20 protein-coding genes and 1 pseudogene are annotated in these 20,462 nt (G+C 69.8%); 12 read left to right on the plus strand and 9 right to left on the minus strand.

From position 1 onward, the window contains the following. Positions 1-85: 85 nt before the first annotated feature. The 4 genes from Q0747_RS02730 to Q0747_RS02745 all read left to right on the plus strand — a co-directional run bounded on the left by Q0747_RS02730 (position 86) and on the right by Q0747_RS02745 (position 3,155). Positions 86-1,300 (plus strand): class I SAM-dependent methyltransferase, encoded by a 1,215-nt coding sequence (locus Q0747_RS02730; protein WP_298251707.1) that lies wholly within the window; start codon positions 86-88, stop codon positions 1,298-1,300. A 105-nt stretch (positions 1,301-1,405) separates the two neighbouring features. Beyond that, complete coding sequence (locus Q0747_RS02735) at positions 1,406-2,125, plus strand: HAD family hydrolase (protein WP_298251708.1); 720 nt, start codon at positions 1,406-1,408, stop codon at positions 2,123-2,125. 82 nt (positions 2,126-2,207) lie between these two features. Continuing rightward, a complete protein-coding gene (gene ybaK, locus Q0747_RS02740; protein ID WP_298251709.1) occupies positions 2,208-2,702 on the plus strand; it encodes a Cys-tRNA(Pro) deacylase in 495 nt (164 codons plus the stop codon). A 30-nt stretch (positions 2,703-2,732) separates the two neighbouring features. Further along, entirely contained in the window at positions 2,733-3,155 is a 423-nt protein-coding gene (locus Q0747_RS02745) for a GNAT family N-acetyltransferase (RefSeq protein WP_298251710.1), read from the plus strand. 128 nt (positions 3,156-3,283) lie between these two features. Here the strand turns inward: Q0747_RS02745 and Q0747_RS02750 are convergent, their stop codons facing one another. Further along, on the minus strand, positions 3,284-4,120 hold the full coding sequence (locus Q0747_RS02750) for a PhzF family phenazine biosynthesis protein (RefSeq protein WP_298251711.1): 837 nt from the start codon (positions 4,118-4,120) through the stop codon (positions 3,284-3,286). 18 nt (positions 4,121-4,138) lie between these two features. Continuing rightward, complete coding sequence (locus tag Q0747_RS02755) at positions 4,139-5,608, minus strand: APC family permease (protein WP_298251712.1); 1,470 nt, start codon at positions 5,606-5,608, stop codon at positions 4,139-4,141. Positions 5,609-5,753: 145 nt separating this feature from the next. On the opposite strand from Q0747_RS02755, the pseudogene Q0747_RS02760 reads away from it, so the two are divergent. After that, positions 5,754-7,662 (plus strand): annotated as a pseudogene (locus Q0747_RS02760) (alpha-amylase family protein). Between the two features lie 24 nt (positions 7,663-7,686). On the opposite strand, the gene Q0747_RS02765 reads toward Q0747_RS02760, so the two are convergent. Next, a complete protein-coding gene (locus tag Q0747_RS02765) occupies positions 7,687-8,502 on the minus strand; it encodes a shikimate 5-dehydrogenase (protein ID WP_298251713.1) in 816 nt (271 codons plus the stop codon). Between the two features lie 175 nt (positions 8,503-8,677). Between Q0747_RS02765 and Q0747_RS02770 the strand changes: the two genes are divergently transcribed. Continuing rightward, positions 8,678-9,817 carry a glutamate--cysteine ligase gene (locus Q0747_RS02770; protein ID WP_298251714.1) on the plus strand — a complete coding sequence of 380 codons (1,140 nt, stop codon included), beginning with the start codon at positions 8,678-8,680 and terminating at the stop codon, positions 9,815-9,817. 455 nt (positions 9,818-10,272) lie between these two features. Here Q0747_RS02770 and Q0747_RS02775 read toward each other — a convergent pair whose 3' ends face one another. The 5 genes from Q0747_RS02775 to Q0747_RS02795 form a co-directional block, all read right to left on the minus strand. Beyond that, entirely contained in the window at positions 10,273-10,683 is a 411-nt protein-coding gene (locus Q0747_RS02775) for a VOC family protein (protein WP_298251715.1), read from the minus strand. A gap of 68 nt (positions 10,684-10,751) precedes the next feature. Then, positions 10,752-11,201 carry a BLUF domain-containing protein gene (locus Q0747_RS02780; RefSeq protein WP_298251716.1) on the minus strand — a complete coding sequence of 150 codons (450 nt, stop codon included), beginning with the start codon at positions 11,199-11,201 and terminating at the stop codon, positions 10,752-10,754. 85 nt (positions 11,202-11,286) lie between these two features. Continuing rightward, positions 11,287-12,444 carry a mannitol-1-phosphate 5-dehydrogenase gene (locus tag Q0747_RS02785; RefSeq protein ID WP_298251717.1) on the minus strand — a complete coding sequence of 386 codons (1,158 nt, stop codon included), beginning with the start codon at positions 12,442-12,444 and terminating at the stop codon, positions 11,287-11,289. Continuing rightward, positions 12,444-14,423 carry a PTS mannitol transporter subunit IICBA gene (locus tag Q0747_RS02790; RefSeq protein WP_298251718.1) on the minus strand — a complete coding sequence of 660 codons (1,980 nt, stop codon included), beginning with the start codon at positions 14,421-14,423 and terminating at the stop codon, positions 12,444-12,446. The genes Q0747_RS02785 and Q0747_RS02790 overlap by 1 nt, the downstream gene beginning before the upstream one ends. 59 nt (positions 14,424-14,482) lie before the next feature. After that, on the minus strand, positions 14,483-15,211 hold the full coding sequence (locus tag Q0747_RS02795; protein ID WP_298251719.1) for a TetR/AcrR family transcriptional regulator: 729 nt from the start codon (positions 15,209-15,211) through the stop codon (positions 14,483-14,485). A 118-nt stretch (positions 15,212-15,329) separates the two neighbouring features. On the opposite strand from Q0747_RS02795, the gene ptsP reads away from it, so the two are divergent. Further along, positions 15,330-17,006, plus strand: a complete 1,677-nt coding sequence (ptsP, locus tag Q0747_RS02800) for a phosphoenolpyruvate--protein phosphotransferase (RefSeq protein ID WP_298251720.1) — start codon at positions 15,330-15,332, stop codon at positions 17,004-17,006. Positions 17,007-17,022: 16 nt separating this feature from the next. Here ptsP and Q0747_RS02805 read toward each other — a convergent pair whose 3' ends face one another. Further along, a complete protein-coding gene (locus tag Q0747_RS02805; protein ID WP_298251721.1) occupies positions 17,023-17,619 on the minus strand; it encodes a maltokinase N-terminal cap-like domain-containing protein in 597 nt (198 codons plus the stop codon). Between the two features lie 105 nt (positions 17,620-17,724). Here Q0747_RS02805 and Q0747_RS02810 point away from each other — a divergent pair, with 105 nt between their 5' ends. From Q0747_RS02810 to Q0747_RS02830, 5 genes are all read left to right on the plus strand, one after another. Continuing rightward, entirely contained in the window at positions 17,725-18,033 is a 309-nt protein-coding gene (locus Q0747_RS02810; RefSeq protein ID WP_298251722.1) for a hypothetical protein, read from the plus strand. Positions 18,034-18,122: 89 nt separating this feature from the next. Beyond that, positions 18,123-18,419 carry a hypothetical protein gene (locus Q0747_RS02815; RefSeq protein WP_298251723.1) on the plus strand — a complete coding sequence of 99 codons (297 nt, stop codon included), beginning with the start codon at positions 18,123-18,125 and terminating at the stop codon, positions 18,417-18,419. A gap of 45 nt (positions 18,420-18,464) precedes the next feature. Then, positions 18,465-18,866, plus strand: coding sequence for a nuclear transport factor 2 family protein (locus Q0747_RS02820; RefSeq protein ID WP_298251724.1), 402 nt, complete (start codon positions 18,465-18,467; stop codon positions 18,864-18,866). A 128-nt stretch (positions 18,867-18,994) separates the two neighbouring features. Continuing rightward, positions 18,995-19,252 (plus strand): BatC protein, encoded by a 258-nt coding sequence (locus tag Q0747_RS02825; protein WP_298251725.1) that lies wholly within the window; start codon positions 18,995-18,997, stop codon positions 19,250-19,252. Further along, complete coding sequence (locus tag Q0747_RS02830) at positions 19,249-20,454, plus strand: cupin domain-containing protein (protein WP_298251726.1); 1,206 nt, start codon at positions 19,249-19,251, stop codon at positions 20,452-20,454. The genes Q0747_RS02825 and Q0747_RS02830 overlap by 4 nt, the downstream gene beginning before the upstream one ends. Positions 20,455-20,462 lie beyond the last annotated feature (8 nt).

Below are 20,462 nucleotides of genomic sequence, written 5' to 3' on the forward strand. Positions count from 1 at the left end.
CGGAAGGCGACGACCGCGGGCGGCTAGGAGGGCGATGAGGGCGCGCGGACGCCGGGCGCGACGGAGCGTCCTCTAGGCTGACCGGATGGCAACGGAGAACCTCGCGCACATCCTCTCCCCCGAGGGGTGGGAGCTGCTAAACTCGCTCGGGCCGTACGACGAAGCGCACAGCATGCGGCTCACCGACCGACTCCGCAGGGCCGGGCATGCGCCCGAGGTCGTGGCCGCAGCCCTCACCCAGTCGCGGCTCCGGGCGCGTGCCACGGCCAAGTTCGGCCCGTTCGCGGAGCGCATGGTGTTCACGGAGGCGGGCCTGGAGCAGGCCACCCGCCTCGTCGTCGCCGCGCGCCACGCCCGCCGTTTCGCCGACGCCGGTCTGGTACGGATCGCGGATCTGGGGTGCGGGCTCGGCGCGGACAGCATGGCCCTGGCCACGCTCGACCGCGAGGTCACCGCCGTCGAACTGGACGAGACGACCGCGGCCGCCGCGACCATGAATCTGCTGCCCTTCCCCAACGCGCGCGTGGTCAACACCGACGCCGGTCTCGTGGACACCACGGAGTACGACGGCGTGTGGCTGGATCCGGCGCGGCGGACCACGACGACGTCGGGCACCTCCCGCCTCTTCGACCCTGAGGCCTTCTCGCCGCCCCTGTCCTTCGTGCAGGACCTCGCGGCGACGGGCACGCCCGTGGGCGTGAAGATGGGACCGGGCATGCCGCACGACGCGATCCCCGCGGACTGCGAGGCGCAGTGGGTCTCCGTGGACGGCGCCGTCACGGAGGTGGCGCTGTGGTTCAACGCCCTCCGGCGGGACGGCGTCCGCCGGGCAGCCCTGGTCCTCGGGGCGCGGAACGCGGCGGAGCTGACGTCGGCGGCGGACTTCGGAGCCGGTCCGACGGCGGCGATCGGAGCACCGGAGGGCTATCTCTACGAACCCGACGGCGCCGTCATCCGAGCCGAGCTCGTCGCCGATCTCGCGGCGCAGCTCGGTGGGCACCTGCTCGATCCGATGATCGCGTACATCTGCGCGCCCTCGCACATCGACACCCCGTTCGCCCGCGCCTACCGGATCCTCGAGGTCCGCCCCTTCAATGTGAAGGCCCTGAAGGCGTGGGTACGCGCGGAGGGGATCGGGGTCCTCGACATCAAGAAGCGCGGCATCTCCGTCACTCCGGAGGAGGTGCGGGAGAAGCTCCTGGCGGGAGCGGGGAAGGGCCGCAGGAAGGCGACGCTCGTGCTGACCCGGGTGGGCGACGAACGCCTCGCACTCGTGGTGGAGCCCGTCCTCACCGGGTGAGCGGGGCATACGGTCGCCGAACCCGCAACCCGGGCGGCGCGTGTGCACCCGGTGCGCAGGGGTTCCTAGACTGGGAGGTCATCCCACCCTACGGAAGGCAGGTCCATGACGGACGACACGGAAAGCAGTGAGGTGCGCCGCGGCGTCCTCTTCGACGTCGACGGCACGCTCGTCGATTCCAACTATCTCCACACCATCGCGTGGTGGCAGTCCTTCCGCCGCTTCGGACACGACGTCCCCATGTCCGGGATCCACCGGGCCATCGGCATGGGCGGGGACAAGCTCGTCGCCCACCTGCTCGGCGAGGGTCGCGATGCCGGCCAGGACACCGCGATCGACTCCACGCACGGCGCCATCTTCTCCTCGTTCTGGCCCTCCCTGCGCGCCTTCGACGGAGCTGCCGAGCTGGTGCGCCGCTGCGCGGACGACGGCCTGGTGGTCGTCCTCGCCTCCTCGGCCTCGCAGGACGACGTCGATGCGAACCGTGCCGTCATCGACGCCGACGACGCCATCACCGCGGCGACCACCACCGACGACGCCGGCAACAGCAAGCCCTCCCCCGACATCCTGCAGGCAGCGCTCGACGCCGGCGGGCTGGAGGCCGCGAACGTCGTCTTCGTGGGCGATGCGGTCTGGGACGTCATCGCCGCCACCGAACTGGGGATCCCCACGATCGCCCTCGCCTCCGGCGGAACCAGCGAGTCCGAACTCCGGGACGCCGGCGCCGCCCTGGTATACAGGGACATCCGGGCGCTGCTCGACGCGTTCGACGCGTTCGACGACGGCCCCCTCCACGCCCTGATGGCGTCGGGCGAAGCGTCGTGACCTGCTGCCACCCCTACTGACGACGGAAACCGGAGGACGGAGGACATAGGACGGAGGACGGAGGACATAGGACGGAGGACGGATGGGCGGGAAACAGCCGGGACCGGGCGGTACGCCGGCCCTCCGCGCGCTGACGGCAGCGCAGGTCCCGTTCACCGTCCGGCCGTACACGCACCAGGACGGGGCGCCGTCGTACGGGCTCGAGGCCGCCGCGGCGCTCGGCGTCGTACCGGCCCGTGTCCTCAAGACGCTGATGACCAGTGTGGACGGTCTCCTCGTGTGCGCCGTCGTCCCCGTCAGCGGCTCACTCGATCTGAAGGCCCTCGCCGCGACGCTCGGCGGTAGGAGGGCGTCGATGGCCGACCCCGAGGTGGCGCGGCGCTGGACGGGCTACGTGCTCGGAGGGATCTCACCGCTCGGGCAGCGCCGGCACTCCCCCGTCGTCGTCGACGGGACCGCGCTGGCCCACCCCACGGTCTTCGTCTCGGGTGGGCGGCGCGGCCTGGACATCGAGCTCGCACCGACGGATCTCATCGCCGTCACCGATGCGCGGGTCGCGGCGATCGCCGGTCCCTAGCGCTCAGGACCCCGCGATAGGGTGACGCACGTGGAACTCACCGAAGGCGCCCTCCCACCGCCGGCCGAAGCGCTCGCACTCTACGACGCCGTCGGCTGGACCGCCTACACACGCGACCCGGACCGCCTGCAGCGCAGCCTGGCCGGATCGCACCTGCTGCTGACGGTGCGCGACGACGACGGCACGCTCCTCGGACTGGCCCGGACCGTCTCCGACGACGAGTCCATCTGCTACCTCCAGGACATCCTCGTGCACCCCGACGCGCGGCGGCGCGGTGTGGGCCGCGCGCTGGTGCTCCACGTACAGCAGCGCTACCGCCACTGCATGTTCATCGCGCTGAGCACCGATGCCGGGACCACGCCCGACGCCGCCCTGTCCCACCCGTTCTACCGGTCCCTGGGTTTCAGTCCCCACCCGGAGCTGGGACTGGCCGCCTTCGGCTACCGACCCTGACCGTTCCCGCGGACGCCGCGCGCCGACCGCCCGGGAACATCGAGGCCCCGGGGCAGCCGGGGACCGGGGCCATCCGGGCCCCAGGGCCATCCGGGCCATCCGGGCCCCAGTGGCAGCCAGGGACCGGGTCAGGCGTCGATCCGCACGGCTCCGCCCGAGACGGTCAGCCCACCGGCTCCGGGGATCGCCACGGTGATCACGGAGGGGCGCCCGACGTCGGATCCCTGATGCACCGTCAGGACGGTGGGCGGTGTGAGCTCACCGCGTTCCCGGAGATACGCGCCGAGTGCGGCCGCAGCGGAACCGGTCGCCGGGTCCTCGCGCACGCCTCCGGGCGGGAACGGATTGCGCGCCTCGAAGACGTCGGGCGCCAGCCGGTGGACGACGGCGATGGTCGCGCCCCAGCCCTGCTCGGCCATGAAGGTCTTCAGCCCGCCGTAGTCGTAGTCGAGGGCGTGGAGCACGGCGGAGCTCCGCACGGGCACGATCGGATGGACATTGCCGGCGAAGGCCAGCATCACCGGCAGCTCGGTGGAGAGATCGGCCTCGTCCAGCCGCAGGTGCCGGAGCAGGTCGGCGCGGACGGCGTCGTCGATCTCCCCGGCCCACGGCTCGACCGTGACGAGCGAGGCGACCAGACCGTCCCCGATCCGCTCCGTCGTGAGCTCGAGTTCTCCCACGGGTGTGGACAGGACCAGGCGTCCGGGCCCCTCGCGCTCGGCGAGCGCGACGCCGGTGGCGATGGTCGCGTGCCCGCAGAACGGGATCTCGGCCTCGGGCGCGAAGTAGCGGACCGTCGCGTGGCCGGGACTCCGCGCCGTGATGAACGCACTCTCCGCGTAGCCGACGTCGGCGGCGATGGCCTGCATCCGGTCCGCCGTGAGCCGGCCGGCATCGAGGACGATGCCGGCGGGATTACCGCCGTCGGGCCTGTCGGTGAACGCGGCGTAGCGGAGGATCTCCATGCCGTGATGCTATCGGCGTCAGTCGTCCGGCCCGGAGCTCTCCACCAGCGCCGGATCTCCGGGGCGGGTGTCGGTGCTCCGGTTGATGAGCCAGGTGATAACCCAGAGCACCACGCCGATGACCATGAGCCCCCCGGCGATCTGGTACTGGATGACGTCGCGTCCCACCCAGGGCCCGGCGAGGAAAGCACACAGGACCGCGGCGACGATCGGCATCGGTCCGGGCGAGGTGAAGAACACCTTCCTGTTCGGGTCACGCTTTCCCCGCAGCACCACGCAGGCGATGTTCACCACCGTGAAGACGCACAGCAGCAGGAACGCAGTGGTGCCCGAGAGATTGGCCACGATGTTGCTGTCCGGATCGCTCGTGACGTAGACGATCAGACCGAGCGCGAGGACGGTGGAGAAGGCGATGCCGGCCCAGGGGGTCAGGCGCACCGGCAGGACTCCGCCGAGCGGTCGGGGCAGGATGCCCTGGCGCGCCATCCCGTAGATCAGCCGGCTCGCCATGAGCATGTTGATCAGGGCCGTGTTGGCCACGGCGAAGACCGCCAGGAACGGGAAGATCCGCTCGATCGGGAAACCCGGGGAGCCCTTCTGCACCACCTCGAGCAGGGCCGCGCCCTCGGCTTCACGGATGCCGTCCAGCTCGGTGGGGCTCAGCACCGTGACCACGGAGATCGCGACCAGCATGTAGAAGACGACGGCGATCCCGAGGCCCGTCAGCATGGTGCGCGGGAAGATCCGCTCCGGTTCCTTCGTCTCCTCCACCATGTTCACGGAGTCCTCGAACCCGACCATCGCGAAGAAGGCGATCGAGGTCGCCGCGGTCACCGCGAGGAACAGGCCCTTGTCCTGCTGATCCGAGAACACGAAGATCTCGCCGATGTTGCCGTTGCCCTGCGCCATCGCGTAGAAACCGACGCCGATCACGATGCACAGCGCCGTCATCTCCACCAGGGTCAGCACCACGTTGAACTTGACGCTCTCCCCGACGCCACGCAGATTGACGACGGCGAGCAGCAGCATGAAGCCCAGCGCCACGGCCGTGATCACGCCCTGCCCGGGCACCTCCATCCAGCCGTTGACCTCGAGCCCGCCGAAGAAGTTCTGGGCGAGGACGTTCGCCGAGGTGGAGGCGCTGGTGATCCCCGAGCAGACCACGGCGAACGCCACGAGGAACGTGACGAAGTGAATACCGAAGGCCTTGTGCGTGTACAGCGCAGCACCGGCGGCCTGGGGGTACTGCGTGACGAGTTCCAGATAGGACAGCGCCGTCATGGTCGCCACGAGGAAGGCGAGCAGGAACGGGAGCCAGACGATTCCCCCGACCGTGCCGGCCATGGTCCCGGTGACCGCGTAGACCCCTGCTCCGAGGATGTCACCCACGATGAACAGCAGTAGCAGCTTCGGTCCGAGGACCCGTCTGAGCTCCGGCTGGCCGGTGGCGGTCTGCGCGTCGGACGCCCGTTCGGCGGAAGTGCTCATGGTGTCCCTCCCTGGCTTTCCACCACACTGTGGACCTGTTCGGCGCGCATGGCAAGGTTCCCGTGCGCGGCCCGCCCGGCGGTCGCGCACCGTCGTGCGTGGTCCCACACCGTCTCCGGGCGCTGCGCTGCCCTAGGCTTGCCGCATGAGTGCCATACCCCTGACCGGCGATCGGCTCCGATCGGAACTGGGCTCCGCACGGCGGGCGGCCACCTCGGACGGGGACTGGGAGTCCTTCGAGGCACGCGTCGAGGCGGAGTTCCCGCGCCTGCAGCGGCTCTTCCACACCCTGTACGGCCCGGGGGCCGACGACGAGCTCCTGCAGGTGGTCCTCGACACGGCGGCCTCCTGGCAGGACCGGGCCGCGGACCTCAAGAACCTCGACACCGTGCGGGTCATGGCTCCGGACTGGTTTCAGTCGAACCGGATGCTCGGCGGAGTCTGCTACGTGGACCTGTATGCCGGGGACCTCGCCGGTCTGCGCGAGCGCATCCCCTACTTCCGCGAGCTCGGCCTGACCTACCTGCACCTCATGCCGCTGTTCCGGGCCCCCGAGGAGAACTCCGACGGCGGGTACGCGGTCTCCAGCTACCGCGCCGTGGACCCACGGCTGGGCACCATGGACGACCTCGCCGACGTCGCACGGGAACTGCGCGCGAACGGGATCGCCCTGGTGGTCGACTTCGTCTTCAACCACACCTCGAACGAGCACGAGTGGGCCCGGCGTGCTCTGGCGAAGGACCCGGAGTACGCGGACTTCTACTGGATCTACCCGGACCGCTCCATGCCCGATGCGTTCGAGCGGACCGTGCGGGAGATCTTCCCGGACGACCATCCCGGCTCCTTCGTGCCCCTGGAGGACGGGCGGTGGGTGTGGGCCACCTTCCACTCGTTCCAGTGGGACCTCGACTACCGGAATCCCCGGGTCTTCCGTGCGATGGCCGGCGAGCTGCTGTTCCTCGCGAATCTCGGGGTCGAGGTGGCGCATGGACGCCGTCGCCTTCATCTGGAAGCGGCTCGGCACCGCCTGTGAGTCCCTCCCGGAGGCCCATCTCCTGCTGCAGGCCTTCAACGCCGTGTGCCGGCTCGCCGCGCCGTCCCTGCTGTTCAAGTCCGAGGCCATCGTCCACCCGGACGAGGTGGTGCAGTACATCGACCCGGGTGAGTGCCGGCTCAGCTACAACCCGCTGCAGATGGCCCTGATCTGGAACTCGCTCGCCACCCGTGATGTCTCCCTGCTGGCCCAGGCCCTCGAGCGCCGGCACGGGATCCCGGAGGGCACGGCGTGGGTCAACTACGTGCGCAGCCACGACGACATCGGGTGGACGTTCTCCGACCAGGACGCCGCCGAGCTCGGGATCGACGGCCACGACCACCGCCGGTTCCTCAACGCCTTCTACGTGAACCGTTTCCCCGGCAGCTTCGCCCGCGGGGTCCCGTTCCAGGACAACCCGCGCACCGGTGACGCGCGCATCTCGGGCACGACGGCGTCCCTGGCGGGACTCGAGTCCGCTGCCGACGCCGGAGCCGACGGCACCGGGGTGGCCCGGGTCCTGCTGGCCCACGCGATCATCCTCAGCACCGGTGGGATCCCGCTGCTATACCTCGGCGACGAGGTGGGCCAGCTCAACGACCACACCTATCTCGAGGATCCCGCCAAAGCAGTGGACAGCCGCTGGGTGGGCCGCCCCGCGTATCCGGAGGACCGCTATGCGGCCAGGACGGATCCCACCACGGAGGCCGGTGCCATCTTCCGCGGCCTCATGGACCTCATCGAGATCCGCAAGCAGACCCCCGAGTTCGCCGGAGGACGCCTCCTGCCGTTCCACACGGACAACCCGCACGTCCTCGGCTACCAGCGGCCCGGGCTGCTCGACGGCGAGGACTCCACCGTGGTGGCCTTCGTCAATGTCGCGGACACCGCACAGCACCTCGGAGCGGAGACCCTCTCCGGCCTGCCGGAGACGGCGTGGGAGCTCATCGGTGGAGAGCGGGTGTTCCTGCGGACGGGCCTGAGGCTCGAGCCGTTGGGTGTCCGCTGGCTCAGGATCTGATCCCGGCGCAGGGAAGGCACCCGGTCACTGCCTGCGCGAGAACTCCCCTGCGGCCCGGACCTGCTCCGGGGTGGGCCGGAGACCCGTGTAGAGCACGAACTGCTCCTCGGCCTGCAGGGCCACCACGTCCGCACCCGTGATGACCGGTGTGCCCCTGTGCCGTGCGGCGAGGACGAGCGGGGTCTCCGACGGGGAGGCGACGACGTCGAACACCACGCGGGCCGCCTCGATGGCGTGCTGCGGGAAGGCGACGACGTCTGCCTCGTCACCCTCCATGCCGAGCGGCGTGACGTTCACGAGCAGATCCGCCGTCGACTCCCCCACCTCCGCCTGCCAGTCGAAGCCGTAGAGACCGGCGAGTGCCCGGCCGGTGTGCTCGTTGCGGGCCACGAGCACCACATCGTCGAACCCGGAGTCGCGCAGCGCCGCGACGACGGCCTTGGCCATGCCGCCGGAGCCGCGCACGAGCACCGAGTGCGTTCTCGGGACGGCATGCTCACGCAGCAGTCGCGCCACGGCCAGGTAGTCGGTGTTGTAGGCGGTGAGGACGCCGTCGTCGTTGACGACGGTGTTGACGGAGTCGATGGCCCGCGCGGAGGGATCGAGGTGGTCCACCAGGGCGATCACGTCCTCCTTGAACGGCATGGAGATGGCGCAGCCGCGGATGCCCAGCCCGCGCACACCCGCGATGGCCGCCGCCAGATCCGTGGTGGTGAACGCCTTGTAGACGTAGTTCAGCCCCAGTTCCTCGTAGAGGTAGTTGTGGAACCGTGTACCGATGTTGCTGGGCCGCGCGGCCAGCGAGATGCACAGGGTCATGTCTTTGTTCAGGATGGGCACGCCCCCATTCTGCCCTGCTGCAGCGGTCCCGTGGCCGGTCGGGCGACGACATCCGACCGCGGCAGCGCGCCGGGGACACCGCGGTCTCATTACACTTGAGCTCGGTCCTCCCGCGACGGCGCACTCCATAGGCCTGATCCCCGACCACCGCACACCTCGTCCCAGGAGCCGCTCCGTGACTATCGATTTCGCGCAGTCCGCGCAATCCACGCTCGGTGTCGAGTGGGAACTGGCCCTGGTGGACCGCTCCACCGGCGAGCTGGTCTCGGTGGCCGATCAGGTGCTCCGCGGCGTCAGCGCCAACCACCCCGAGCTGCAGGAGGACGAGGAGCACCCGCACATCAAGCAGGAGCTCCTGCTGAACACCGTGGAACTCGTCACGGGCGTGTGCACCACGGTGGGCGAGGCGAAGGACGATCTGGCCCGCTCGCTCGGCGCCGTCCGCGAAGTCACCGATCCCATGGGGGTCGACGTCTTCTGCGCGGGCTCGCACCCCTTCAGCTCGCCGAGGGATCAGCAGGTCACCGACCGGGAGCGGTACGCGAAACTGATCGACCGCACCCGGTGGTGGGGACAGCAGATGGTGATCTACGGGGTGCACGTCCACGTGGGACTCGATCGCCGGGACAAGGCGCTGCCGGTGGTGGACGGCCTGATGAACTACGTGCCGCACTTCCAGGCGCTCTCGGCGTCGTCGCCGTTCTGGGGTGGCGAGGACACCGGCTACGCCTCGCAGCGAGCCCTCATGTTCCAGCAGCTGCCCACGGCGGGTCTTCCCTTCCACTTCGACGACTGGGCCGGCTACGAGTCCTACGTGCAGGACATGTTCACCACGGGAGTGATCGACTCCATCAGCGAGATCCGCTGGGACATCCGTCCGGTCCCCAATCTCGGAACGGTCGAGATGCGTGTGTGCGACGGGCTGTCCACCCTGCAGGACGTGGGCGCCGTCGCAGCCCTGACCCAGTGTCTCGTCCAGGAGTTCTCCGACACGCTCGATGCCGGAGGGACCATCCCCACCATGCAGCCGTGGCACATCCAGGAGAACAAGTGGCGTGCGGCGCGGTACGGTCTGGACGCCATCATCATCCTCGACGCCGCCGGCAACGAACGGCTCGTCACCGATCACCTCGCCGAGGTGCTCACCCGGCTGGAACCCGTCGCGCGAAGGCTCGGCTGCAGCAGTGAACTCGCCGACGTGGCCGCGATCATGCAGCGTGGCGCCGGGTACCAGCGTCAGCGGCGCGTCGCGGAGGAGAACGACGGCGATCTCCGCGCGGTCGTCCTCGACATGGTGGAGCAGCTGCGCGGGTAGGGATCGGCGGTCGGTTCACGCCGTCGCACTTTCCCCTCTGCCGAGGGCACGTGCCTGCGGTGCAGCCATGAGGAGGAACCCGACAACGCCGAAGCTCATGACCATCAACAGCGCGTACTTCCGCCCGAGAGCCTGCTCGATCCTGCCGACGTGGTGAAAAGGACAGCCAGGGCCGGCCGGCCGATGTCGATGGATGCGAGAAGCCCGCCGGTGAGCATGGCGATACCGGCACCGCTGATCGCGAAGGAGACAGCGAACCCGACGAACGAGCGTCGCCGGGGGCGCGAGGGCACGGTTCCCCCAGACGTTTCGCCGGGCGGACGTCGTGGAACTCGTCGATCGACCTCGTTGTCGGAGTGGATCTGGCCGGCGAAGTGCCTGGCCGGTGAAGGATTCGGCCGGTGAAGGATCGGGGCTAGTGAAAGATCCGGGCTCGGGGCCGACGCCTCATCACTTTAGCCGACGAAGATGCAGAACGGGTGACCGGCCGGATCGGCGTAGACGTAGAGCGGTTCGTCGGGGTCGTCCGTCCGGTCGAGCAGGACTTCGGCCCCCAGCGCCAGCGCCCTGGAGTGGTGGTGCTCGAGGGCTTCCCGATCGGAGACCGTGAAGTCCACGTGGAGTTGCATCGGCACCCCGCCCGAAGGCCAGGTTGTCCGCGCAAGGTCCTTTACCTGCTGGAATGCGAGAACGGATCGTCCCTGCGAGTCGATCAGGACGAGCCATTGGGCGTCGTCTGCGCGCTCCGTCGGAGGTTCGTCACCCGGCCGGTACGTCAATCCGAGAAGCCTGCGATAGAACTCCGCCAACCCTCGCACGTCGGTGCCGTCGAGGACCGTGTGGAGTAGCTCGGGGTATGCCGACATCGACCAAGAGTAACCAGCAGCAGAATGCCTGCGCCAGCACCGGCCGGAGGGGCGACGTTCGGTCGGGGTCAGCCGCGCTGCGCAGCCCGGTCCTGGAACCAGTGCATCAGCTCCCGCAGGGTCGCGAGGGATCGCTGCGGATCCTCCTCGTCCTCGATGTCGGAGAACGACGTGCGGTAGCCGGGGATCTCCTCCAGCCGCAGGTCGGTCGCCGGCTCGAAGGCCATGGTCCACTCGGGGAACTGGCGTTGGTCGATCGTCTCCTGGAACAGGACACGGACGTCCAGATGGCGGGGATCCGCGGCGATGATGGACATGCGCTCCCGCAGGACATCGCTGGGACCCTCGATGACCTGCAGGAAATGCCCGCCACCGTAGATGAGCATGCCGGTCAGCCGGGAATCGGCATTGTTCCTCCGGCTGAGCTCCAGCAGGGCAGCGAGTTCCTCGTCGCCGAACGGATAGGCGGCACTGCTCGCATACACGATGGACAGCAGGTCATGGGGAAAGGTACTCACACCCCCAATTTACCGGCCATCGGCCGCACCACCCCGACGTCGTCCCCTCGATACCCTCCCGGGCGCTCATCCGGAGCGTCGGAACCTACGACCCGTGCCGGCCGGGGCCGTGGCGTGCCACGAGATCGCGGACCGCCCCGAAAAGCGGATGCCCGGCATTGAGGCCCGTGATCGACGTCGTGGCCTCCGCCGGATCCTGGGTCGCCAGGATCTCCGCCAGCGCAGCGACCTCCGGATCATCCGGAGCCGAGAAGGACAGGGCGGCCTCCATGGCGGCGAGAAGAGCCTCGGGGTGGATTCCCCGCTCCGCGAGTTCCGCCGCCGGAGCGACGAACCGCTCGCTGCGTCCGAGCTTGCGCAGCGGAGCCCTGCCCACACGCACCACGGTGTCGGGCAGGTGCCGGTTGCTGAAACGGTGCAGGATCTTCTGCACGTACGCTTCCTGCTCCGCCGCGTCGAAGCCGTGTCTGGCCACGAGGAGTTGCTTGGTCTCCCCGAGCACCGCCCGGACCCGGGATGCGACGGACTCGTCCGCCATCGCATCGGCGATCTTCTCGGCGCCGGCCGTGTAACCGAAGTAGGCGGCCGCCGCGTGCCCCGTATTGACGGTGAAGAGCTTGCGTTCGATGTAGGGGCCGAGGTCGTCCACCCAGGTGACTCCCGGGATGTCGGGGGTACGGCCGCTGAACGGCGTCCGGTCGATCACCCATTCGAAGAAGGTCTCCACCGTCACGTCGAGACCCTGGCCCTCGGCCTGGTTCGGGACGATCCGGTCCACCGCGGTATTGGCGAACACCGCCCGGGCCGCGAGATCCAGGGCCGCGCCGTCGTACGTCTGCTCGACCTCGCGGTGCAGGAGGTCCGTGGCATTGATGGCGTTCTCGCAGGCCATGACCTGTAGGGGTTCGAGCTCCCTGTCCCGGCGGGCGATCGCGCGGGCGATGACCGGCGCCAGGAACTTCAGGACGCTCGGACCCACGGCGGTGGTCACGATGTCGGCCGTCGCGATCTCCGCGACGACCTCCTCCTCCTGCGAGCGCGAGTTCAGGGCGCGGTAGTTGTCGACGGTCCTCGTGGTCGGCTCCTCACCGACCTCGTGGACCACATAGCTGGGCGTCGAGGCCAGTTGACCGATCAGAGCGTCCGCGACGTCGGCGAAGACCACCTCGTACCCTGCCTCGTGGAGCAGGAGCCCCACGAAGCCGCGGCCGATGTTCCCGGCACCGAAGTGCACGGCCTTCATCAGGCGTTCACCTTCCCGAAGAGGGCCAGGACCTCGTCCGCCGTCGTCGCCTCGTCGAGCCTCGCGACCTGCTCCTTGTCGGAGAACACGCGGGCGATCGCGGACAGGATGGACAGGTGCTCGTTGTTGACGCCGGCGACGCCGACCACGAACTTGACCTGCTTGCCGTTCCAGTCGATGCCCTCGGGGTAGCGGATGATCGACACCGCCGAGCGCTTGATCAGATCCTTCGCGGCATTGGTGCCGTGGGGGATCGCGAGGAAGTTGCCCATGTACGTGGGGACGGACAGTTCGCGCTCGTGCATGGCCGCGACGTAGCTGGAATCGACGGCACCGCGGTCCACCAGCAGTTTGCCGGCTTCGTCGATCGCGTCCTTCTGCGTGGTCGCCCGTCCGCTGAGGATCACGCTCTCCTCGGCGAGGACCTCCCGGCCGGCTCCACTCTCGCCGTCGGCATCCGCGTCGGCGGCCACTGCGGCCGCCGTGGGATTCTTCGGGTCGATCCCGCCGTCGGCCGCGGCGCTCGCCCGGACCAGCTCCACGATCTCCTCGTAGCGGGGGCTGTTCATGAAGTTGTCGACGGCGACGTGCGTGGCACTCTGCGTCAGCGGTTCGGCGCGTGCGGCGAGATCCTGGTGCGTCACCACGACGTCGTAGTCGTCCTTCAGGTTGGCGATGGCCAGGTTGGTGACCTTGACGTCCGGGAACCCGGCCGCCTTGATCTTGTTGCGGAGCACCGAAGCGCCCATCGCCGAGGAGCCCATGCCGGCGTCGCAGGCGAACACGATGTTGCGGATGGGGCCCTCCGTCGCGGAGGAGGTCTGGAAGGTTCCGGCGACGGAGCTCTTCTTGCCCTTGAGACCTTCCATCCTGGTCGCAGCGGCGGCGAGGTCGCCGTCGTCCTGGTTCCTGCCGGTCTTCAGGATGACCGATGCGACGAGGAAGGACACGGCCGTGGCGAGCACGACCGACAGCACGACGCCCACGTAGCTGTCGCGGGAGGTCTGCGCGAGGACGGCGATGATGGACCCCGGAGCGGCGGGGGCGACGAGCCCGGCGTTCGTGATGCTGAGCGTCGCGATACCGGTCATGCCGCCTGCGATCGCGGCCAGGATCAGCAGCGGGCGCATGAGCACGTAGGGGAAGTAGATCTCGTGGATACCGCCGACGAAATGGATGATGGCGGCACCGGACGCGGACGCCTTGGCGGCACCGCGACCGAAGAACATGTACGCGAGCAGGATGCCGAGGCCGGGACCGGGGTTCGCCTCGAGCAGGAAGAGGATGGACTTGCCCTCCTCCAGCGACTGCTGCACACCCAGCGGCGTCAGGACACCGTGGTTGATGGCGTTGTTGAGGAACAGGACCTTGGCGGGCTCGATGAAGATGCTGGTCAGCGGCAGCAGCCCGTTGTTGACGAGGAACTGGACCACGTTGCCCGCGCCGGTGCTGAAGGCCTCGACCAGCGGGGAGACCCCGAAGAAGCCGATGAGGGCGAGGACCGCACCCCAGATCCCTGCGGAGAAGTTGTTGACGAGCATCTCGAAGCCGGGGCGGATCTTGCCGTCCCAGATCCCGTCGATCTTCTTCATGGTCCAGCCGCCGAGCGGGCCCATGATCATGGCGCCGATGAACATGGGGATACCTGCTCCGACGATCACACCCATCGTCGCGATGGATCCCACCACGCCACCGCGGACGTCGTAGACCATGCGGCCGCCGGTGTAGGCGATCAGGAGTGGCAGCAGATAGGTGATCATCGGCCCTACGAGACCGATGTTCGCCACGCCGTCGGTCTCTCCGAATCCGCCGAGCTGCGGAACCGGGAGCCAGCCGGCCTCGATGAAGAGCGCGGTGACGATGCCCCAGGCGATGAAGGCACCGATGTTCGGCATGATCATGCCGGAGAGGAACGTCCCGAATCTCTGTACGCGGACCCGGACGCTGGATCCGGTCTTCGCTTCTACTTGTGTTGCCACGTTCTTTCCTTACCGTTGTCCCCGCACCTGTGCGGGGAGGGATGGATGAGCGGGATGGGTCAGCTCGCGGACCTGCTGGAGATCCGGTGGAGCCATTCGAGGAACAGCTTGAGCTCCGGACCGGAGAGCTGATCGGGGTGGGAGGACTGCAGTGCCGCGTTCAGTGCGATGGCTGCCACCACCACGGCCGGTGTCCCCTCGGTGTCGATCACGGGATCGGCCTCCGAATCCGTGGCCACTGCCGAGAGCACGGCCTCGCGGGTCATGACGGAGAGTTCCAGGCTCCGCTTCTCGGCCGTGTCCGAGATGAGCATGAGCGTGACGCCGATGTTCGCGGCGAGGATGCTGCGCGCCGCCTCGCGCGGCGTGACCACCAGCCGGGACGCTGCAGCAGCACGGCGGAGCACCTCCTCGAGGAAGGCCTCCGCCGTGGCCACCGTCGAGGGCCTGCGTTCGGGACGGATGTTGCCGAACATCACGAGGTAGAGCTGAGGATGGTCGAGCCCGAACTGCACGTGGTTGTCCCAGTGCCGCCGGAGATCCTCGATCGGTTGTCCGGACGCAGGGATGCTCCGCTCGGCGTCGAGGTACTCGGCGAAGCCCTCCGCGACGACGGCGTCGAACAGGCCCTCCTTGTCGCCGAAGTGGTGGTAGAGGGTGGGTGCGGTCACCTTGGCAGCCTCGGTGATCTGTCGGGTGGAGACGGGCGCGCCGTCGGATTCGGCCAGCAGTGCCGCCGCTGCCCTCAGCAGCCGAAGTTTCGGCGCCGGGTCGCCTGTGGATTTCATGGCTGTTACGGTAGCACCTATAACGCCGCTATATGAACTGGATCACACACATTCCTGTGGCACAGGGCACAATGATCATGGACCGCGATCACCACCGGCAGGGAAACGAGGACATTCGATGAGCAATTTCGCAGGTGTGGGAGTCAGTCCCGGACGCGTGATCGGGCCGGTGCGCCATATGGCGGAGGCCGTCGGCGAACCGCCGGCCGACGAACGCAACGATTCCCCCGAGGCAGCGTCCGCGTCCCTCGCGGCGGCCTCGAAGGCGGTCCAGGAGGAGCTCAAGCGCCGGGCGGAGGCCGCGACCGGCGACGCGCGGGCGGTCCTCCAAGCCACCTCCCTCATGGCGGCTGATCCGATGCTGCTGAAGTCGGCGAAGAAACTCATCGCCAAGGGCGTCTCCGCGGAACGAGCGGTCTGGGAGGCAGGCGCATCCGTCGCGGAGATGCTGCACAACCTCGGCGGGTACATGGCGGAGCGCACCGCCGATGTCCTCGACGTCCGCTCCCGTCTCGTCGCCGAGCTCCGCGGGCTCCCTGCCCCCGGCATCCCCTCCTCCACCACGCCCTTCGTCCTCGTCGCCGAGGACCTGGCACCGGCCGACACCGCCACCCTCGATCCGGCCATGGTCCTCGCCCTCGTCACCTCGGGCGGCGGACCGCAGTCCCACACGGCGATCATCGCCCGCGCCCTGGGCCTCCCGGCCGTCGTCGCGGCGTCGGGGGTGGAGGGTATCGAGGAGGATGCGTCCGTCTTCGTCGACGGCGCCGCCGGCACCATCGCCCTCGATCCCGGGGCCGCCGAGGAAGCCGCTGCGGCGGAGTACCGGGCTGCCGCCGAGGCACTCACCGTGTTCGACGGCGTCGGCATCACCGCGGACGGGCACGAGGTCCCGCTCCTGGCCAACGTGGGTGGAGCGAAGGACGCCGTGACGGCTGCGGAGGCCGGGGCGCAGGGCGTGGGTCTGCTGCGGACGGAGTTCTGCTTCCTGGGACGCGACACCGAACCCACCGCGGAGGAACAGGTGGAGGCCTACCGCGGGGTGTTCGACGCCTTCCCGGGCAAGAAGGTGGTGGTGCGGACCCTGGATGCGGGTGCGGACAAGCCCCTGCCGTTCCTCACCGACACCACCGAGCCGAATCCCGCCCTCGGCGTGCGGGGCTATCGCACCGATCTCACGTCCCCGGGCGTGCTCGCGCGTCAGCTCACGGCCATCGCGGATGCGGCGGCGCAGGCCACCGCCGATGTCTGGGTCATGGCACCCATGATCTCCACCGCCGAGGAGGCAGCGGATTTCGCCGCCCTCTGCGCGACGGCGGGCCTGCGGACGCCGGGGGTCATGGTGGAGGTCCCCTCGGCGGCCCTCACGGCGGAGGCCATCCTCACCGAGGTGTCCTTCGCGAGCCTGGGGACCAACGATCTGACGCAGTACACCATGGCGGCGGACCGTCAGCTCGGCTCCCTGGCCGCCCTCAACAACTCGTGGCAGCCGGCGCTCCTGCGCATGGTGCGGCTCACGGTGGAGGGGTCGCTGGCCGAGGGGCATGCCAAACCGGTCGGTATCTGCGGTGAGGCCGCTGCGGATCCCGCGCTCGCCGTCGTGCTCGTGGGGCTGGGTGTCTCGACGCTGTCCATGACGCCGCGCGCCCTGGCCGGGGTGGGCGCCGTCCTGAACAGTGTGACGCGCGCCGACGCGGAGCGGATCGCCGGCGTGGCGCTCGCGGCACCGACCGCCGCCGAGGCCCGGGCCCGCACGCGGGCGGAACTGCCGGTCCTCGAGCAGCTCGGCCTGTAGCGGCGGGGCCCGCGGGCTACCCGGCAGCGGCCAGCTGCACCCTGAGGTCGTCGACGACGGCGAGCAGTGCGTCCCGGCCCAGCACAGTCGCTCCGGGATCCAGCCGCCGGAAGAGCAGGACGGGCTCCCGGGGCGTGGCGAGTTCGACGACGTCGGGCCCGGCCACGGCGGGGGCGCGCCCGTGGTCCCCGCCGCTCCACTCGAGTGCGAGTGTCGGTTCGATCCGGACGATCTCCTCGTCCACCTCGTGGAACTGCTCGGCCTGTGCCGCACCGGCCAGGACCGCGTCCCCGAGGGCCGCCAGGTACACCGGATCGCCGACGGCGTCGTAGACCCACCGCTGACCGAGGACGGGGTGATCGATGGTCCCGATCAGGTACTCCTCCAGCTCGGCGACCGGCGCACCGCGATAGGCCAGCGGCACCTGCACCAGGGTCTCGCCGTCCCTGAGCAGCAGGGTCTCCACGCCCACCTCGCCCGCGGGATCGTCGAAGCGGTACGCCGCGAGCTGCTCCGGGTCGCCGATACCTCCGGCCCAGGGCTGACGGGGCAGCCACGGCAGCAGCACGTCGACCTTGGAGGGATGCAGGGGTACGTCGTAGATGAAAGCCATGCGCCCAGCCTAGGCGCACAGCCGGAGCGGCACCCCGCGGGGCGATCCCGGCGGGGCGATCCCGGCGGGGGCCAGGATGTCGGACCGCCCCCATACTCTCGTCGCATGGCTCAACGACCAGGGTGGCACGGCATCCCGCCGAGCGTCGACCGATACGTGGCCCCGCTGCAGCTCGACACCCCGGCACACCGCATCACCCTGCCGCTGCGCTCGCCCGCCCTGTGGGTGGACCTCCGCTACCCGGACGGCTCCAACCGCACCATGAAGGGCTTCGCCATGGCCTGGACCAGCACCGCCGTCCTGGCCCAGTGGATCGAGTACTCCCGGGCGCGCGAGGCATGGGTGTCCGCCGCGTGCTGCCGACGTCGTAGCCTCGCGCCCCGGTCGGGCCCGCCCGCCCCGGGCAGGGCGTGAGAGTCGGCCTCCGACGGACCGTGGTCCCCACCCGCCCTCGTGCAGTAGCGGCATGGACGATGCGATCATGTGCGCGGATGCGGGTGCGCGTGCCTGAGGCGGCCGGGTGGCACGGGCTGCCGCCGACCACCCACGAGTTCACCCCGCCCCTCCAGCTCCGGGCCCCGACCGAGGGCGTCACGGAGTCCGTCGCACCCTCCCCTGCCCTGTGGGTCGAGCTCGAGTACCCGAACGGGTCCCGGCAGAGAGTGCGCGGCTTCGCCATGGCGTGGACCAGCACCGCGGTACTGGCGCAGTGGATCGAGTTCTCCATCGCCCGGGAAGCCTGGGTCCGCGCCGATCAGTGCACACGCCGCGACATCCGCCGGTCTGCGCCGGAGACCTGACCGGCGCCCTGCACGGCGCCCTGCCCGCGCCGGTAGCATCGGCCCATGGAAGCACGTACTCAAGCAGTCGAAGTGGTCCGGCAGTACTGGTCGTCGGTATGGAGCAGGGACTGGGACGGCGTGGGGCGCACGCTCGCCGACGACGTCGAGGTCTTCTGGCCCGTGACCCGGGAGATCATCCGCGGACGCGACAACATGGTCGCCGTGAACTCCGAGTACCCGAACGGGTGGAGCATCGACGTCCTGAACGTCTACGACGCCGGTGAGGTGGTGGTGTCCGAGGTCCAGGTGCCGCAGGAGGACGTGGGGATCTTCCGCGTCGTGTCCATCTGGACGGTGATCGACGGCGTCATCACCTCGGGGCGCGAGTACTGGACCCTGTACGGCGGCGAGGAAGGGCACGACTGGCGGCGCCGGTACGTCCACGTCGGAGATCTGCCCTCCTGAGCCGCAGCTGTGCACCTGTTCCCACGCTCGACGCTCTTCGCTAGGGTGGCGGGAGGCGAGCAGGAATGCCGAACCGGGACAGGGCCGCAACGGCGCCCTGCACAGTCAGTCGATTCTCAGGAGGAACTATGGCGGACGACCAGGATCTCAGTAACACAGAAGGCCCCGCGGACGGCGGCGCAGCAGGCGTACCCGGCGAACACGACGGCGGCGCCGACGGATCAGCCGAAGGCCCCGCGGACGGCGGCGCAGCAGGCGTACCCGGCGAACACGACGGCGGCGCCGACGGATCGGCCGAAGGCCCCGCGGACGGCGGCGCAGCAGGCGTACCCGGCGAACACGACGGCGGCGCCGACGGATCGGCCGACGAGGGCAACCGCTCTTGAACCCTGCGCGTCCAGAGCTCCAGGACGCCGGTACCGTCACCGGTGCCGGCGTCCTGGAGACCCGCCTCCTCGACATGGACCGCGAGACGTTCGCCGGTGAGGTGTGGGGGCGCGCAGCCCTGCTGACCCGCTCGACCGGCGACTTCTCCGATCTGCTCTCCGCCGACGCCGTGGACGAGCTCGTCTCACGGCGGGGACTGCGCGCACCGTTCCTCCGCGTCGCCAAGGACGGCACCACGCTTCCGGACTCGGCCTTCACCTCCGGTGCGGGGATCGGCGCAACCATCTCCGACCAACTCGACGACACGGCGCTCTGGCGCCGCTTCGCGGACGGAGCCACCCTCGTGCTCCAGGCGCTGCACCGGACCTGGGAACCGATCGCCGAGTTCAGCGCGCGGCTGGGCGGCGAACTCGGCCACCCGGTCCAGGCGAACGCCTACGTCACGCCGCCCCAGAACCGCGGCTTCGACGACCACTACGACGTCCACGACGTCTTCGTGCTGCAGATCGAGGGCACGAAGCGCTGGATCATCCACGAGCCCGTGCACACCGACCCACTGCGGGACCAGCCGTGGACCGACCGCCGCTCCACGGTGGCGGAGGCCGCCAAGGGCGAGGCGTTCATCGACACGATCCTCGGACCCGGCGACGTGCTGTACCTGCCCCGGGGGTGGCTGCACGCCGCGCAGGCCCAGGGCGAGGTGTCGATCCATCTCACACTCGGCATCCACAGCTGGACCCGCTACGCCCTGGCGGAGCAGCTCGCGCAGGCCGCGCTCGCAGAGCTCCGCGACGACCCGGAGATGCGGGCCACGCTGCCGCTCGGCGTCGACGGTCCCGCTGCTGACCTGGACCTGGTCCGCGAGCGGCTCCGCGCCGCCGTGTCCACGGCGGATTCCGCTCCCCTGTTCCACCGGACCCGGCGCGGTCAGGCCCGGCCCGCGCCGCTGGGTCCCCTGGCGCAGCTCCGCTCCGTCAGGCAGCTGGGGTCCGCGAGCCTCGTGCGGCTCCGTGACTCGCTGGAGGCACGGCTGGAGGGCCCACGCCTGACCACCCGCGTGGGCTGGCTGGAGTTCGGCGAGGCGGAACTGCCGTCGGTGCAGCGCCTGCTCGACGGCGAGGTGCACACCGCGGGAGATCTCGGCGTGGAGCTCGTGGACCGACTGATGCGTGCCGGGGTGCTGATTCCTGCTGACCGGTGATGGTGGGG

The sequence above is a fragment of the uncultured Arthrobacter sp. genome, assembly GCF_947493765.1.
Classification (GTDB): domain Bacteria; phylum Actinomycetota; class Actinomycetes; order Actinomycetales; family Micrococcaceae; genus Arthrobacter_D.